The sequence below is a fragment of the Vibrio sp. Isolate23 genome, from assembly GCF_022398095.1.
In the GTDB taxonomy this organism is placed as follows: Bacteria; Pseudomonadota; Gammaproteobacteria; order Enterobacterales; family Vibrionaceae; genus Vibrio; species Vibrio coralliilyticus_A.
Window position 1 is genome coordinate 927,782 of record NZ_JAKEUV010000001.1, and the last position, 15,573, is coordinate 943,354.

Below are 15,573 nucleotides of genomic sequence, written 5' to 3' on the forward strand. Positions count from 1 at the left end.
GTTTATAGCGTCAGAATGTGACTTGGTTCCAGTTGTCGTAGCTGTCAGGTATTTAATCCTAGTGAGAAAATGTAATTCAGATGAATTTACAATGTAAACCCTAAGGAATAGGAAGGGAGTATCTAACTTTGATTGATGACTTTTTATCATTATTGGTATTATTTAAAATGATTTTAATTCATTCTTTAATGGATTTACATTTATAGCTGTCCAAGATGATATTGAAGAGAGATGACTATGAGCCAAGAAAACCTTCGTATAGTGCCTATCACAGCGCAACACGACGCAGCGATCTGCCAGATAATCAAGCAGGTCGGCAAAGAGTACGGTGCTGTGGGAGAAGGGTTTGGGCCGTCTGATGTTGAGGTCGACAATATGAGTCAGCATTATCACGAGCAGAACCGCAGCTTGTACTTGGTTGCGCTCTTAGATGACAAGGTAGTTGGTGGATGTGGCGTTGCGCCTTTTGGGCAAGATGAGAAAACGTGTGAATTGAAGAAGCTCTTTTTACTTAAAGAGAGTAGAGGGCTTGGCTTGGGAAAAACCTTGTCGTTGGCCTGTTTAGACTTTGCTAAGCAACAAGGTTTTGAACGTTGCTATCTGGACACTTTGTCCAATATGTCTGTAGCAGTGCGACTCTACGAAAGCTTGGGATTCGAACACCTCACTGCGCCTCTTGAGGGTACTTTGCACAACGGCTGTGATGTATGGATGCTTAAGTCTTTGTGATTCTAAGAAGGTAATATGAATAACTACAAACTGCTACGCCCATTGTTGGTGCTGCTCCAAACTCGTAGCTTGACCGAGGCTGCACTGCAGCTCAACGTCACTCAGTCAGCGATGAGCCGAACCTTGAGTCAGATAAGAACGGCCTTTGATGACCCGATTTTGATTCGGGAAGGCAAACAGTTTGTAGTCAGTGCCAGAGGCCAGCAGTTACTCGCTCAACTGCCTGAGTTGATTGGGTCATTGGATGAGCTTTATGCGGTGGAAGCATTTTTGCCTCATGCTTGTCAAAGAGAGTTCAGACTGGCCTACACGGCATTTTTGTCTGAATCGAGTGTGCCTCTGGTGTCTGCTGAACTGCTTAGATTGGCTCCAAACGCAGGGGTAAATGGAGAGCTGTGGCAAGATCAGCATGTCAGCGTTCTCGGTGACAGCCCGATTGATGTACTGGCGACCACACTCGACTACTTTCCTGAGAATATCTACGGCAAAAAATTGCTTGAAGATGAATATGTAGTACTGATGTCTGGTAATCATTCATTGGCTGACGCTAGCCTTGAAATGGATGATTATTTTAGTGCTTCCCATGTGATGGTGCATGGTATGCGAGAGATGCGTCAGTATGTGGGCGAGCAGTTTGAACAGCGCAAGGTTCAGCGTAAGGTGATCGCCAGAGTGCCATCGTTCACTGCGGCAATGGAATTAGTCTGTCAGAGTGACGCACTGGTTACCGCGCCTTTGCATTTGGCGGGCTATTTTTCTAATCGGTTTGACTACGTTGTAAAACCATTGCCCTTTGATTTGCCCAAGCATAGCTACTATCTACTGTGGCACAGTCGGCATCAAAAAGATCCTGCCCATCGATGGCTTCGGGAGCAGAGCTTTGCGGCATTACAGCGGCATTTGAAGCTGATGCACGTTGTTGGCGTTGAGCAGATGTAAAAAAGCCCTGATAGTCAGGGCTTTTTGCTGAGATTGAGGGCCTAGTATCAGTAACCCATTAATTGTAGGAGGTTTTCTGCTGTTTTTATCGCCTCTTTTCGATTCGCGATATTGAGTTTCTGGTATAGGTTACGAATATGAGTTTTGATTGTGGTTCCCGCTACATCCAACTCCTGAGCAATTTGCTCGTTACTAAAGCCAGAATAGATCAGGCCAAGTACCTGCCATTCACGTTGAGTTAGTGGGCTGGTGCGAACCAGCTCTGGAATATTCGGATGGTTAACCAGCTTCTCAACAAATTCTTCATCAAAGTGAACCGAGCGGCTACGTTGAGTCGTCGATATGTCCTTAAGCAACTGTTGAGCGCGATGGCGTTCAAGATCACCCAACTCATTTTTGTTGACCAGCTTTTCGAGAATATGGCCGATTTTGCCACCTTCAACGAGGAAGTTACCCAAAATACCCGTCTGATTCGTCAGTTCCAGTGCTTGTTTGAGTAGTAACTTGGCGCGCTCTTCATCTTGTTGTGTGGTCGCCAGTACCGCTTCAACAATCAGGTTACGGTTATTGTCGGTGACCAGACTGTTGTGATTCGCTTGTTCTTGAAGGAATTTAAGCGTTTCAGCCGCTTCATCAAACATACCCAGATTGATTTGTGCACGGGAGATGTTGCGCCACTGGAGTTGAGTAAAATGGTTACACGCTTTTTCTGGGCGAGGTGTGGTTTCTAGCCAATGTTGAATGGCTTCCATATCGCCTCGCGCCTGCCAGAATAGAATCAGAGACAACGAAGCGTTCGCCGTCCAGTCAACATGGTAGGTGGACTGCTTCAGCAGGTGAACAATTTGCTCAATGAACTTGTTGGCTTTGTCTAACTCACCACGCCCAATAGCGATTCGCGCCAGCATAGAGTAGCTATGTAAGTGCTTACTTGGACTGTGATTGCCCAGTACATCTAAGCCTTTATATGCGCATTCCTCGGCCTCGTCGAGACGATTCCAACACCAGAAAATCTGTGCACGAATACGTAGCAGGAACTCATGCATTGGAACTTGCTGCAGTTGCTGCTCCTCGATTAGCTTGAAGGCGTTTTCCTGTACTTCAAAGGCTGCCTGTACATAGCCCTGAGCAATGAGAATTTCACTTTGCTGAAGCATCGCCCATAACGCTTGATGGTAAACCTGATACTGGCGAGCCAGTTTCTCGGTTTGCTGCATCATAGGTAGTGCGCGACTCAGATGGCCTAACACGTGGTTCACTTCACCAACAACGGACGTTGCGACAATGCGACTGCGATACACTGTGCTGTCGAGCTGTCCAAGAGACAGTTCAGCCAGCTCCAGTGCCTTTTCTGGTTCGTTCTGGTTAATCGCGACCTGAGCACGTAAGGCGTTAAACTCTCCCTGCTCTTTGGTGCTTAATGTGACGTTGAAGGCTTTCATTTGCTCATCCGCTTTGGATAGCAGGTCACCAACATCGTTATACCTGTGCTGACTTTGCGCTAACCAGGCCTGCAACATGCACAATTTCGGTTCACTATAGAGTTGTTCTGGGGCGAGGGTGTTAATCGCTTTTTCGACAGTTTGAAGCTCGCCGCTGTTGAACATTTTCCAGCCATATTGGCTCAAGATGCCGGCAGTCAGTTGGCGGTTTCCTGCTTTTTGAGCATGACGAAGTGCTTGGTGAGGAGAAGAAAGCTTTAACCATGCTTGAGCCGCAGTCTGATGCAGTTCTTGCTCTTGCTGAGGTATACGAGCAGAGCGCTCATGAGCTAGAAATTCAGCAAACAAGTTGTGGAAGCGATACCAGTTTTGTTCGCCTTCAAGTGGGTGGATAAATAAGCCGTAGCGGTTGAGTGACTCAATCATGCTGAGAGCGTCATCACGTTTGGTCAAAGTCGATACCAGAGCATCATTAAAGTGATCAAGTACAGAACATTGCAGTAGAAATAAACGTGTTTCTGTATCCAAGAGATCGAACACTTCTTCAACCAGATAGTCCCACAGGTGAGCGTGATTAAATTGAGAAAAGGATTCAGCAGACTGAGCTAAGGTTTTGTGTTGATGCTGCGCCTGCAGTGCGATTAATTGCAGCGCTGACGGCCAACCTTCTACATAATTTCGTAAATTGTCGGCAGTCGCGTCGTCAATGCCATCAGCCACTCGTTGATTAAAAAAGCGAGTGGTTTCTTCGGTATCAAATGCCAAAAGGTCATCGCCAATCTCGATCATGAGGTCGCGAACACGCAGGTTTGCAGTCCCTAACGGTGGTGTTGCGCGACTGGTGACGACCAGCGTCAGATTATCCGGCATGTGCTTGAGGAAAAAACGGATCGCTTCATGGATGTCATCATTAGAGATAAGGTGGTAATCATCCAAGACCAGATAGCACTCTTGGTGAAAATTGGCGATTTCAGCGAACACTTCACTAAATAGTGAGTGAAGAGAAGAAAACTGGCGCTTTTCAGCCAGTTTCTGAGAATTCGGACAAGCGTTGTGCGTGGCCTTGTTCAATGCTTGGATCAGATAGTTGATAAAGCGGAATGAGTCGTTGTCACTCTCATCTATACTGTACCAGCCCGTGTTGGTTTTGTCGGCTAACCACTGTGATGCCATGGTTGTTTTGCCATACCCTGCGGGCGAACGGAAAAGAATGAGTTTATAGCAGGGGGCTTGCTGTAATAAATCGAGAACTCTTGGGCGGACAATTGCGTTGTGTAAACGCCCTGGACGGGTTAATTTCGAAGGAATCCACATCTTCTTTTCCCTGTTCTGAAATACTCACAAATACCAATCTTTATTCGGAGTATGTTGATTAAAACTTAGTCAATTAGACCTAATGACAGGGATGTTACTTGAGAACAATAGCGACAGTTATTGATCAACCGCCAGATTTTCGCGTATTTCACACTTTCCTCTTATCTACGCCCTTGTTTTGTGATCTAAATCTATTTTAGTCGGATTTATAAGTGCGACTTATACCTGTTTCTGCACCAAAAACTATGTAACTTGCGTGAATTTAGCGCTCAATATGTGACCAGGTGAGCATATTGTTCAAATTATTGAGAATATGGACACCTAAGGTTCATACACCAAGGCTAAGGTGAATTTCGTTGATGGTGTGATCTTTATCACCAGAGCGAAGGTTTGAGCCCAATTGATTTGGGAGTTAGATCACTGAGCTTCTGGTCATACGCCCTCTACGCCCTGCATCCTCCTCCTAATGAGCTGTCGATATGGGAGGATGTTTTGGTTGTCATGTCAATGCACGATATGTCTCAGATGGATTAAAACCGATAAGTGAGATTTCTCTAATGAAACCTACGCAACAGAAAAAATTTGATAAAGCTTTGTTCCAAGAAAGCGTGAAGCAGCATCTATCGACTACTTACGCAAAGACGGAAGCGACTGCGACTCCGCGTGATTGGTACCTCGCGATGGGTCGAGCTTTGGCTGAGCTAACGACATTGGATCTACTAAAAACTGAACAAGACCCAAAGATTCAAAGCGCGAAAAGCGTTAACTACCTTTCTCTAGAATTCCTAATCGGTCGTCTTACAGGTAACAACCTAATCAGCATGGGTCTATACGAGCAGATCACGGAGGCGATGGCTGACCTAGGTCATAACTTAACTGACCTACTTGAAGAAGAGCGCGACCCATCACTAGGCAACGGCGGTCTAGGTCGTCTTGCGGCATGTTTTATGGATTCCTGTGCGGCACAAGAATTCCCAACGGTGGGCTACGGTCTGCACTACGAGTACGGTTTGTTTAAACAATCTTTTGAAGAAGGCCGTCAAAAAGAAGCACCAGACGCATGGCGTGGTGTTGAAGGCTACCCATGGGAAGTCGCTCGTCCAGAATTGGCACAAGAAATTGGTTTCTACGGTCACGTAGAAGTAAGCCACGAGAATGGCAAAGAAGTTCGCAAGTGGGTTCCTGGCATGACAGTAAAAGCAATGCCTTGGGATCTGCCAATCGTTGGTTACGAATCAGATACAGTATACCCGCTACGTCTTTGGGAATGTCAGGCGATTGCACCATTCTCACTAGCAAGCTTTAACAACGGTGATTACTTTGAAGCGCAGCACTCGTTAATTGATGCTGGCAACATCACCAAAGTTCTTTACCCGAACGATAACCACGAGAAGGGTAAGACTCTACGCCTAATGCAGCAGTACTTCCACTCAGCGGCATCGGTACGCGATATTCTACGTCGCCATGAAGCCGCAGGTTTTGCACTGGCCGATCTTCCTAAGCAAGAAACTATCCAGCTAAACGATACGCACCCAACCATCGCTATCCCAGAGCTGATGCGCATTTTGATTGATGAGAAAGGTCTATCTTGGGACAAAGCGTGGGAAATCAGTGCAAGCACGTTTGCCTACACCAACCATACGCTACTTCCAGAAGCTCTAGAGACATGGCCAGAGTCGCTCATTCAGCGTCTACTGCCTCGTCACATGGAAATCATTTTCGAAATTAACCACCATTTTCTACAAGACGTACGTAAAATGTGGCCTGGTGATGGTGAGAAACAAGCTAAGTTGTCTATCATCCAAGAAGGTTTCAACCGCATGGTTCGCATGGCAAACCTATGTGTGATTGGTTCTTACAAAGTCAACGGTGTAGCAGCACTTCACTCTGAACTGGTTAAGAAAGATCTGTTCCCTGAGTTTAATGAAATCTTCCCAGGTAAACTGACTAACGTAACAAACGGTATTACGCCACGTCGCTGGTTGAAGTTCTGTAACCCAGGTCTATCTAACTTAATCTCAGACAAGATTGGTACTGAGTGGCCAGCTAAACTTGAACAGCTTGAGGTTATTGCTCAGTTTGCGACTGATGCAAAATTCCAAAAAGAGTTCATGGCCGTTAAGAAGCAAAACAAACAGCGTCTTGCGGATTGGGTTAAAGAGAACATGGGTATCGAGCTAGATACTAATGCTATCTTTGACGTGCAAATCAAGCGTCTGCACGAGTACAAACGTCAGCACTTAGATCTGCTGCACATCTTGTCTCTATACCACCGTATCATCAACGAACCTGAGTTCGAATGTACGCCACGTGTTTGTTTCTTCGCAGCTAAAGCGGCGCCGGGTTACCACCTAGCGAAAGAGATCATCTTCGCGGTGAACAAGGTTGCTGAGAAGATCAACAACGACCCTCGTATCGGTAACAAACTGAAAGTGGTATTCATTCCAGATTACCGCGTAAGCATGGCGGAAATCATCATTCCAGCGGCTGACGTTTCTCAACAAATCTCGCTAGCAGGTAAAGAAGCATCAGGTACGGGTAACATGAAAATGGCGCTTAATGGTGCATTGACTATCGGTACTATGGACGGTGCGAACGTTGAAATTCGTGAAGAAGTGGGTGATGAGAACATCTATATCTTTGGTCTAGACGTTGACGGTGTACAAGCGCTTAAAGCACAAGGTTACAACCCTTATGACTACTACCACGCGGACCCACTACTAAAAGCGTCACTTGACCTACTGCTGGGCGAAGAGTTCACCCCAGGTCAACCTGGTCTGTTACGTGCAACGTTTGACAGCTTGCTTGATGGCGGTGACCCGTACTTATGTTTGGCTGACTTTGCTTCTTACGTGCAAGCGCATGAAGACATGGGCAAACAATATAAAGATCAAGCGGGTTGGGCTCAGAAAGCCATTCTTAACACGGCCTTGGTTGGTAAGTTTACGTCAGACCGTTCAATTCGAGATTATGTAAACAATATCTGGAAATTAGAAGCGGTTAAGCGCTAATTCCACCTAAATAAGCCAAGGCTATTAAGCCTTGGCTCTCTTAATTACAAATAAATAAAAACCCTACATTTGAAGGTTACTGAATCCTTCGGAGAGAGCGATGAAAGAACAAAACGCATTACAACAAGTCGCTGAAATGGCAAGAATTGCCGACAGCTACGTTAGCGCGTGGGGAGATGAGGCAAAAGTAGACGAAGAAACGATTCGCTACTTATTGACGTCTTTAGGCTACGACACGACGAATGATGATACTCTTCTGCTATCGGCAGAGAAAAAACACAAGAAAGATGTGCTGGATTCAGTGCTGGTGGTCCGTGATGGTGAGCCAGTTGAAGTGGCACTTAATCTTGGCGAAAGTGCTCGTGAAAGCGAGTTCAGCTGGCGTTTAGATACCGAGCAGGGAGAGGTACTTGAAGGCTATCTTCAGTCTCAAATCGTTCGCGATGAACGTAAAGAGGGTGGCCCTTTAGTGTTTACATTACCGAGTGATTTGGCTTGGGGTTACCACAAGCTGACGATCACTCGCAAACGTCGGAAGTCCCCTTATGAGATGACTCTGATTGTCACACCGAGAGCTTGTTACAAACAAGATGACATCGAAAGTGGCAAAAAAATGTGGGGCCCGAGCATTCAGCTTTACACTTTGCGCACACAACATAACTGGGGAATGGGTGACTTTGGTGACCTGAAACAGCTGGTGGCTGATATTGCTTCCCGGGGAGGTGATTTTGTTGGCCTAAACCCAATTCATTCATTATTCCCGGCAAACCCTGAAGGCGCCAGCCCATATAGCCCGTCCTCACGCCGTTGGTTGAACATCATGTACATTGATGTCAGCTCTGTTCCTGAGTTTGCATTGAGTATCGAAGCGCAACAGCGTGTTGGCAGTGCTGAATTCCAGCAGCGCTTGCAAAAAGCGCGTGACTCGCATTGGGTCAATTACACCGAAGTGGCGGATCTCAAGCTGAGCGTCCTTCCGCTACTGTTTGATGAGTTCAAGAAGCGCCACTTAGACAAGAACACCGAGCGCGCTCAAACTTTCCTAGCGTTTGTTGAAGAGGGGGGCGATAGCCTGATGCATCAGGCCGCATTTGATGCTCTACATGCCTCTTTGCATGCTGAAAATGCTAATGTTTGGGGCTGGCCAGTTTTCCCAGATGAATTCCGCCGTTTTGAAAATACCGCTGTCCAAAAGTTTATTGAACAGAATCTCGATCAGGTTCATCTGTACATGTACCTGCAATGGATTGCGGATATCCAAATTAATGAAGCTCAGGCATTAGCTGAAGAGAAAGGTATGTCTGTCGGCCTATACCGTGATTTAGCGGTTGGTGTAGCTGATTCAGGCGCTGAAACCTGGGCTGATGACGGCAATCTTGTGATGGACGCCAGCATCGGTGCTCCGCCAGATATTTTGGGTCCTCTGGGTCAAAACTGGGGCTTACCACCGCTTAACCCGCAAGTGCTTCAGGAAACCAGTTACGATGCCTACATCAAACTGCTGCGTGCCAATATGAAGCATTGTGGAGCACTGCGTATTGACCATGTCTTGGGCTTGTTGCGTCTGTGGTGGATCCCTAAAGGTGAAAATGCGACCAAAGGTGCGTACATCTACTACCCCGTGGAAGATATGCTAGCGATTCTTGCGCTGGAATCTCATCGTCATCAATGCAGCGTTATTGGTGAAGATTTAGGTACAGTGCCAGATGAAATCGTGGAGATTTTGCGTGATGCAGGTGTTCATTCATACAAAGTGTTCTTCTTCGAAACGTCAGAAGACGACGGTGGTTACATTTCACCAGCTCATTATGCTGAGCAGTCTATGTCTGCGCTATGTACGCATGATATGCCGACTTTACGTGGCTTCTGGCACTGTGACGACTTAAAGATGGGCGAAGAGCTGGGTTTGTACCCAGATCCAGAGCAATTAAAGAACCTGTTCGCAGACCGTTTGGAAAGTAAACAAGGTATTTTGGATTCTGTGGCTTGGCACGGCTACCTTCCGGAAGGTGTGGGCCGAGATGCGCAGTACGTTCCTATGGACTCGTATCTGGCTGAGGCTTTGCAATTGCACGTAGCTGCAGGCTCATCAACATTGCTCAGTGTTCAGTTAGAAGATTGGTTGGAAATGGATAAGCCGGTCAACATTCCAGGCACGGTTGATGAGTATCCAAACTGGCGTCGTAAACTGTCAATGAATTTGGATGAAGTGTTTGCTCGTGAAGAGGTAAATCGCATTGCCCATAAGTTGACGGAAGTTCGCGCAAAAGCGAGTAATTAACAGGCTCTTATCACAGATAACATAGAAAAATATCGACTCTATCACTCTATGTTAAACCGGAATGCGGTAAACTTTTAGATGCTATATTAAGCCCGCATTTTTAGCGGGCTTTTGTTTATAAAAACCAGAAGCTGTTTACGTTGCGCTTCGATTTAAACGCCTGTTAGCCAGCGTTGCCGTCCGCAATGATCCACCTCAAAGATGTAAGCAGACTTTCGGCTATTTTCAGAAAGTTAGGTTAGGGAGAGAATAACTTGAAAGCGGCAACATTAGATAAGAAAACCAGATTGTATAACCAACTTTCGCATGCTTCGTTTGCGGATCCATTTTCTTTTATTGGTCCATATCTTGAACCTAAGCAAGGTGGGTTACGGGTGTGGATGCCCGGTGCGGACAAGGTTGAATTAGTGATTGACGGCGAAGATAGAATCGAGCTTGAACGCGAAGATGCGTCCGGTTTTATCTTGACTCAAGAAAGAGATTTAACTCAAACGCATTATCAGCTTGCTGTTCATTGGTCAGGTTCAGAGCAGATCGTCGATGATCCCTACCAATATCATACTATCTATGCAGAGTATGATGATCTGCATACGCCTAAAGACATGTACCATCACATGGGATCACAGTTTGTGACTTTAGAGCGTGGTGGTAAACAAATCTCGGGCGTTCGTTTTCTAGTATACGCCCCTCATGCCTCGGCATGTAGTTTGGTGGGTGAGTTTAACCAATGGGATGGTCGACGCACACCTATGCAGCGCCTCGATTATGGTATTTGGGGCATCTTTATTCCGAACTTGAAAGAAGGGACTCAGTATAAATTTGAGTTGAAAGGGCCAAATGGTGAAGGACTGCCGCATAAGGCTGACCCTTGGGGAGCGTATGCGGAACAGTATCCTTCCTTTGCATCGGTAACTTATGATCACTCACGCTACGACTGGCAAGATACTCAGTGGCAAAGCCGACCGGTTACTGAAAAGCGTAAGGAAGCGTTGTCTTTTTACGAGCTTCACGCGGGTTCATGGCGTCGTAATGCTAATGGCGATTTCTTGAACTACCGTGAACTGGCTGATCAGCTTATTCCTTATCTGGTCGATATGGGTTATACCCATGTTGAGTTAATGCCTGTCTCTGAGCATCCATTCTACGGTTCTTGGGGTTATCAGCCTGTGGGGCTATTTGCTCCTACCAGCCGATTTGGTTCGCCGGATGACTTTAAATATTTCGTCGACCAGTGTCACCAAGCTGAAATTGGTGTGGTGCTAGACTGGGTTCCAGCTCATTTCCCTTCCGACGATCACGGACTGGCCAATTTCGACGGTACACCGCTTTTCCATGATCCGGATCCACGCCGAGGTTGGCATCAGGATTGGAATTCCTACATTTACGACTTAGGCCGTGAGCACGTGCGTCGCTTCTTAGTATCTAATGCTCTGTACTGGTTTGAGCAATTCCATATTGATGGCATCCGAGTGGATGCTGTCGCCTCGATGCTTTACCTTGATTACTCGCGAAGCCATGATCAGTGGATCCCAAATGTCGATGGTGGCAATGAAAATTATGATGCCATTGCAACGCTAAAATGGATGAATGAGGAAGTGTATAAGTACTTCCCGAATGCGATGACTATTGCCGAAGAATCGACGGCATTCCCAGGGGTTTCTGCTCCAACCTTTATGGGTGGTTTGGGTTTCGGCTTTAAGTGGAATATGGGCTGGATGCATGACTCGCTTTCCTACATCAAAGAAGATCCTGTTCATCGAAAATACCACCACGATACCATCACGTTTCCGCTAGTTTATGCACATAGCGAAAACTATGTTCTTTCTTTGTCACATGATGAAGTGGTGTATGGCAAAGGGTCGATTCACAACAAAATGCCAGGTGACGAATGGCAACAGACGGCGAATTTGCGCGCTTATCTTAGTTACATGTACGGCCAACCGGGTAAGAAGCTCAACTTTATGGGAGCAGAGATTGGTCAGACGGCTGAATGGAATCACGACGATCAACTGCAATGGTTCCTGCTGGAATTCGAACGCCACCAAGGTGTGCAAGCGCTAACTCGAGATCTTAATAAGCTCTACACCTCTGAACGTGCGATGCATGAACTGGATTGTGAACCACGTGGTTTCGAATGGCGTTTGCAGGATGCGGCTGAGTCTTCCATTCTTGCCCACGAACGTTTAAGCGATAATGGGGAGCGCATTTTGGTTATTACCAACTTTACCCCTGTTCCTCACGATAAGTTCCGACTGGGTGTGCCATTGGCGGGTGAGTATGAACTGCTGCTTAATACCGATGACCAGTGCTATAACGGTAGTGGTTATGAGGTGAAACAGTGTGTGGTGACAGAAATGGTTGAGAGTGAAAGCCAGCCACAGTCGTTATCTCTCAGATTACCACCATTAGCGACGGTGTTTTACAAGTTGAAGTAAGCTTTGGAAGATGAGCGCAAATACTAGATTTGCGCTCTAAATACTCGGGTGATGGTTTCTTACCTAATAGATTAGTGAGTAACTGGTATTTTCACTAAAACGAAAAATTGACATTAGGCGGATTGAAACTTGGTAAAACTCATCATTTCCTGACAGAGGCAGAATACTCTTACAGTATGTCGTATCAGGAAGTGCGTTATGAATTATTATCCAAACGAGCAGATCCTTGCAGAACAAAGATTTGGGTTTGGTCCTCAATTAGGAAGACCGATCTCACCACTGGTGCATCAGCTAGAGGGTGTGAGTTATCTTCACCCTAGCATTCAAGCCTTACCAAGTACCAAAGAGATTCTGACTCAACTTGGTGAAAGCCAAGCGCAACGCGCCAAAGTTAAAAATGATGAGGTGAAAAAGCGTGAGCTGCAAGAGCAACTTCAGGCTTTTTATCGTCAGCACTATCGCCAGCAGATCGAAGCTCGGCATCAACAAAGCATTCATACTCCATACGGATTTCAAGAACGCTTAATCCAGTTTTGGAGCAATCATTTCGCCATATCCGTCGACAATCGACGCTTGATGCCACTGGCTTCCAAAATTGAGAACGATGTTGTTCGTCAACACTGGAGTGGTAACTTCAGCGATATGCTCATGGGCGTATCAAAGCACCCTGCGATGTTAATGTATTTGGATAATCAGGCATCGACCGGCCCTAACTCCAAGCTTGGCAAACGACGTGGTAAAGGGTTGAATGAGAATCTGGCTCGTGAAATCCTTGAACTTCATACCCTAGGCGTCGATAGCTCTTATACGCAGCAGGACGTGATTGAACTAGCAAAGGCGATTTCTGGTTGGAGCATCAAACTCAAATCACCTGATGTCGGTTTTCGCTTTGTACCGAGCATGCATGAGCCAGAGGCGGTGAAAGTTATGGGCCGCACTTATGCGCAAAAAGGAATAGAACAAGGCGAAGCTTGCCTCCAAGCGTTAGCGCTGCATCCTGATACCGCGCAGCACCTAGCGACTAAATTATGCCAACATTTCTTTGGTCGCTCCTACCCTGAACTTGAGGCGGCAATGGCTAATGCTTATTTAAAATCTGCAGGAGAGCTGCGTCCTGTATACCAAGTGTTGATCGAAAGTGAGCCAGCAGGTTCCGCCGAGCCGATGCGATTTCGTACGCCTAAAGAATGGTTGTTTGCTGTTCTGCGCAGCGCGCAAATTAGTATCAGTGATAAGCAAGCGATGAATGTGTTGAATGTGCTAGGGCAGCCAGCATTCAATCCAGGCTCCCCCGCAGGTTGGCCAGACCGAGACAAAGACTACAATAGTCCTTCTGCTCTAACACAGAGGTTACAAGTCGCTAATATGTTGGCGGCCAAAGCGGTCAATCAGGCTAAAGCGAGTAACATCCAACCGCAAAAAATGGTCGATGACGTGATCTCTCAGCTCTATGGCGCCTACCTGGATGAACATACTCAGCTGGTACTGAGTAAAACCAAGAACCCAATGATGCAGCTATCGCTATTTTGGCTCAGTCCGCAGTTTCAGTATCGCTAAGGAGAATCATGATGTCATCCACCTTGCCTAATAGACGCCGCTTCTTGCAAAGTGCTGCCGCACTGAGTATGAGTTCATTGCTACCCATGCCTGTGTTTGCCAAATCACGTTCCGACAACCTGTTTATCTGGATATCTCTGCGTGGTGCGATGGATGGTCTAAATGTGGTGGTGCCTTATGGTGATAAAGCATATGCGTCGCTTAGGCCAACCATTGGGCTCCATGAGGGGCAGTTACTGAACTTAGATGGCTTTTTTGGTCTTCACCCTGCTCTTAAAGCTTGTCACCAGTGGTATCAGGCACGGGAGATCAATTTTGTTCATGCATGTGCCACTCCTTATCGAGAGCGTTCTCACTTTGATGGTCAGAAGATACTTGAAAATGGCACATTAGATCCCTTCTATGCGGAAGGTTGGCTCAACCGATTGCTAAGTATTGAAAGCCGGAATCAGGCCATTGCCATTGACTCTGGCCTTCCACTTATCATGCAGGGAGAAGCTAGAGTCGACAGTTGGTATCCAAACCGACTGAAAACACGAGAGCGTCAAATGGAGCTACTTGAACAACTGCTTCAATCTGACGCCACCTTGTCGTCTAACTTTGAAAGTATGATGAAAATCGACAAACTGGTGGGGGACGGAGGTGTGGGTAAGCAGTTTCAATCCCTAACGCAGAAGACTGGAGAAATTTTGGCGGATCCAGCAGGGCCGAATATTGCAGCTTTGGAGTTGGGAGGGTGGGATACCCATGCTAATCAAGGCAGTGTTAACGGTAGATTGAGTAATCAGTTGAAGCTATTGGATGCTGGTCTAGCATCTCTAAAACAAGCGCTAGGCAAGCAATGGCAACGGACAGTTGTGATAGCCGCGAGCGAATTTGGCCGTACTGCGCGTGAAAACGGCACCAAGGGGACGGATCATGGTACGGCTAATGTAATGTTCGTGGCTGGTGGGGCGATTAAAGGCGGAGAAGTACTAGGCCATTGGCCTGGCTTGGCGGAAGCTGACTTATATCAAGGGCGAGATCTCAAACCGACCACAGATACACGCTCAGTGATCAAAGGGGTACTGGGCCCACATTTATCGGTTACCTCGAAGAAACTCGAAACCATCTTTCCAGACAGCCAGCAAGCGAAAGCACTGCGATTTGAGTTTGTAGGGATGAGTTAGGAGCGAGTTATTCTAAAGCCTAGTTCACCTGTGTTAAGCATCAGTCTAGGGCTTTTGTTGTGAGTGGATCCAACTTCAAATTCAGATTGATTGTCTTGATCGACTAGATCACCGACAGCGATCACGATATTTACGCCATTCTCTAGGTGCTTATTTGACGATTCAACCATCACCAGCAGCGTGACTGGTGAAGAAATACTGGTACCAGCCACGCTGTCTTACAAAATTCAAACTGAGCTACAACACGAAGAACTAAACTACTAGGGTCCAACCATTACCGGCGCACTGGAGATGGCAGGTATTGCTGATTACTTTGGCGAAGCTGAAGCGGTTCAATACTACCCAACCTTGGAATTGTTTGAAGCTACCACCATTATCGTCGGTCGTGGTACCGATACTCCCTTTGAAGTCATTGGTTACCCAGCTCCAGATCTGTACATAAACTACGAATTTCAAATTGAGGATGACCCTCAGCTTGGCCACAACAAGGTGAATATGTATGGGGAGAAAGCTACCGTATCGCCCCACCGGAAGACACCAAATTCACCCTAGAGCCATTATTATCGTTGGTATTGGAAAATGCGTGACTTGGGTTATCTGAGTGCTTGTCCTACAGAAGGTGATTTTTTCACACTATAAAGTTATCGAAGTAAGCTGGGAGCCCGCATTAGACGAATATCGCGATATGCGTGAAAA

At 46.5% G+C, this 15,573-nt stretch carries 10 protein-coding genes; 8 read left to right on the forward strand and 2 right to left on the reverse strand.

Translation table 11 applies throughout. From position 1 onward, the window contains the following. Nucleotides 1–237 precede the first annotated feature (237 nt). Both L1D31_RS04170 and L1D31_RS04175 read left to right on the forward strand, forming a co-directional pair. Entirely contained in the window at nt 238–729 is a 492-nt protein-coding gene (locus L1D31_RS04170) for a GNAT family N-acetyltransferase (RefSeq protein WP_239835794.1), read from the forward strand. 15 nt (nt 730–744) lie between these two features. Then, nucleotides 745–1,668 carry a LysR family transcriptional regulator gene (locus L1D31_RS04175; protein WP_239835795.1) on the forward strand — a complete coding sequence of 308 codons (924 nt, stop codon included), beginning with the start codon at nt 745–747 and terminating at the stop codon, nt 1,666–1,668. Nucleotides 1,669–1,715: 47 nt separating this feature from the next. Here the strand turns inward: L1D31_RS04175 and malT are convergent, their stop codons facing one another. Then, entirely contained in the window at nt 1,716–4,424 is a 2,709-nt protein-coding gene (gene malT, locus L1D31_RS04180) for an HTH-type transcriptional regulator MalT (RefSeq protein ID WP_239835796.1), read from the reverse strand. A 557-nt stretch (nt 4,425–4,981) separates the two neighbouring features. On the opposite strand from malT, the gene L1D31_RS04185 reads away from it, so the two are divergent. The 5 genes from L1D31_RS04185 to L1D31_RS04205 all read left to right on the forward strand — a co-directional run bounded on the left by L1D31_RS04185 (nt 4,982) and on the right by L1D31_RS04205 (nt 14,877). Continuing rightward, nucleotides 4,982–7,435 (forward strand): glycogen/starch/alpha-glucan phosphorylase, encoded by a 2,454-nt coding sequence (locus L1D31_RS04185; protein WP_239835797.1) that lies wholly within the window; start codon nt 4,982–4,984, stop codon nt 7,433–7,435. Between the two features lie 100 nt (nt 7,436–7,535). Beyond that, a complete protein-coding gene (gene malQ / locus L1D31_RS04190) occupies nt 7,536–9,716 on the forward strand; it encodes a 4-alpha-glucanotransferase (RefSeq protein WP_239835798.1) in 2,181 nt (726 codons plus the stop codon). Between the two features lie 254 nt (nt 9,717–9,970). After that, on the forward strand, nt 9,971–12,151 hold the full coding sequence (gene glgB / locus L1D31_RS04195; RefSeq protein WP_239835799.1) for a 1,4-alpha-glucan branching protein GlgB: 2,181 nt from the start codon (nt 9,971–9,973) through the stop codon (nt 12,149–12,151). Between the two features lie 198 nt (nt 12,152–12,349). Beyond that, on the forward strand, nt 12,350–13,708 hold the full coding sequence (locus L1D31_RS04200) for a DUF1800 domain-containing protein (RefSeq protein ID WP_239835800.1): 1,359 nt from the start codon (nt 12,350–12,352) through the stop codon (nt 13,706–13,708). 11 nt (nt 13,709–13,719) lie between these two features. Next, nucleotides 13,720–14,877 (forward strand): DUF1501 domain-containing protein, encoded by a 1,158-nt coding sequence (locus L1D31_RS04205; RefSeq protein ID WP_239836374.1) that lies wholly within the window; start codon nt 13,720–13,722, stop codon nt 14,875–14,877. Here the strand turns inward: L1D31_RS04205 and L1D31_RS04210 are convergent. After that, on the reverse strand, nt 14,874–15,089 hold the full coding sequence (locus tag L1D31_RS04210) for a hypothetical protein (RefSeq protein WP_239835801.1): 216 nt from the start codon (nt 15,087–15,089) through the stop codon (nt 14,874–14,876). The genes L1D31_RS04205 and L1D31_RS04210 overlap by 4 nt on opposite strands. 79 nt (nt 15,090–15,168) lie before the next feature. Here L1D31_RS04210 and L1D31_RS04215 point away from each other — a divergent pair, with 79 nt between their 5' ends. Then, on the forward strand, nt 15,169–15,429 hold the full coding sequence (locus L1D31_RS04215) for an exo-beta-N-acetylmuramidase NamZ domain-containing protein (protein WP_239835802.1): 261 nt from the start codon (nt 15,169–15,171) through the stop codon (nt 15,427–15,429). Nucleotides 15,430–15,573 lie beyond the last annotated feature (144 nt).

What these genes read in the sequence shown, in the direction of transcription:
- malT (WP_239835796.1), bottom strand. Translation starts at nt 4,424, where the DNA reads ATGTGGATTCCTTCGAAATTAACCCGTCCAGGGCGTTTACACAACGCA.
- L1D31_RS04170 (WP_239835794.1), top strand. Translation starts at nt 238, where the DNA reads ATGAGCCAAGAAAACCTTCGTATAGTGCCTATCACAGCGCAACACGAC.
- L1D31_RS04200 (WP_239835800.1), top strand. Translation starts at nt 12,350, where the DNA reads ATGAATTATTATCCAAACGAGCAGATCCTTGCAGAACAAAGATTTGGG.
- L1D31_RS04185 (WP_239835797.1), top strand. Translation starts at nt 4,982, where the DNA reads ATGAAACCTACGCAACAGAAAAAATTTGATAAAGCTTTGTTCCAAGAA.
- malQ (WP_239835798.1), top strand. Translation starts at nt 7,536, where the DNA reads ATGAAAGAACAAAACGCATTACAACAAGTCGCTGAAATGGCAAGAATT.
- L1D31_RS04175 (WP_239835795.1), top strand. Translation starts at nt 745, where the DNA reads ATGAATAACTACAAACTGCTACGCCCATTGTTGGTGCTGCTCCAAACT.
- L1D31_RS04205 (WP_239836374.1), top strand. Translation starts at nt 13,720, where the DNA reads ATGTCATCCACCTTGCCTAATAGACGCCGCTTCTTGCAAAGTGCTGCC.
- L1D31_RS04215 (WP_239835802.1), top strand. Translation starts at nt 15,169, where the DNA reads ATGGCAGGTATTGCTGATTACTTTGGCGAAGCTGAAGCGGTTCAATAC.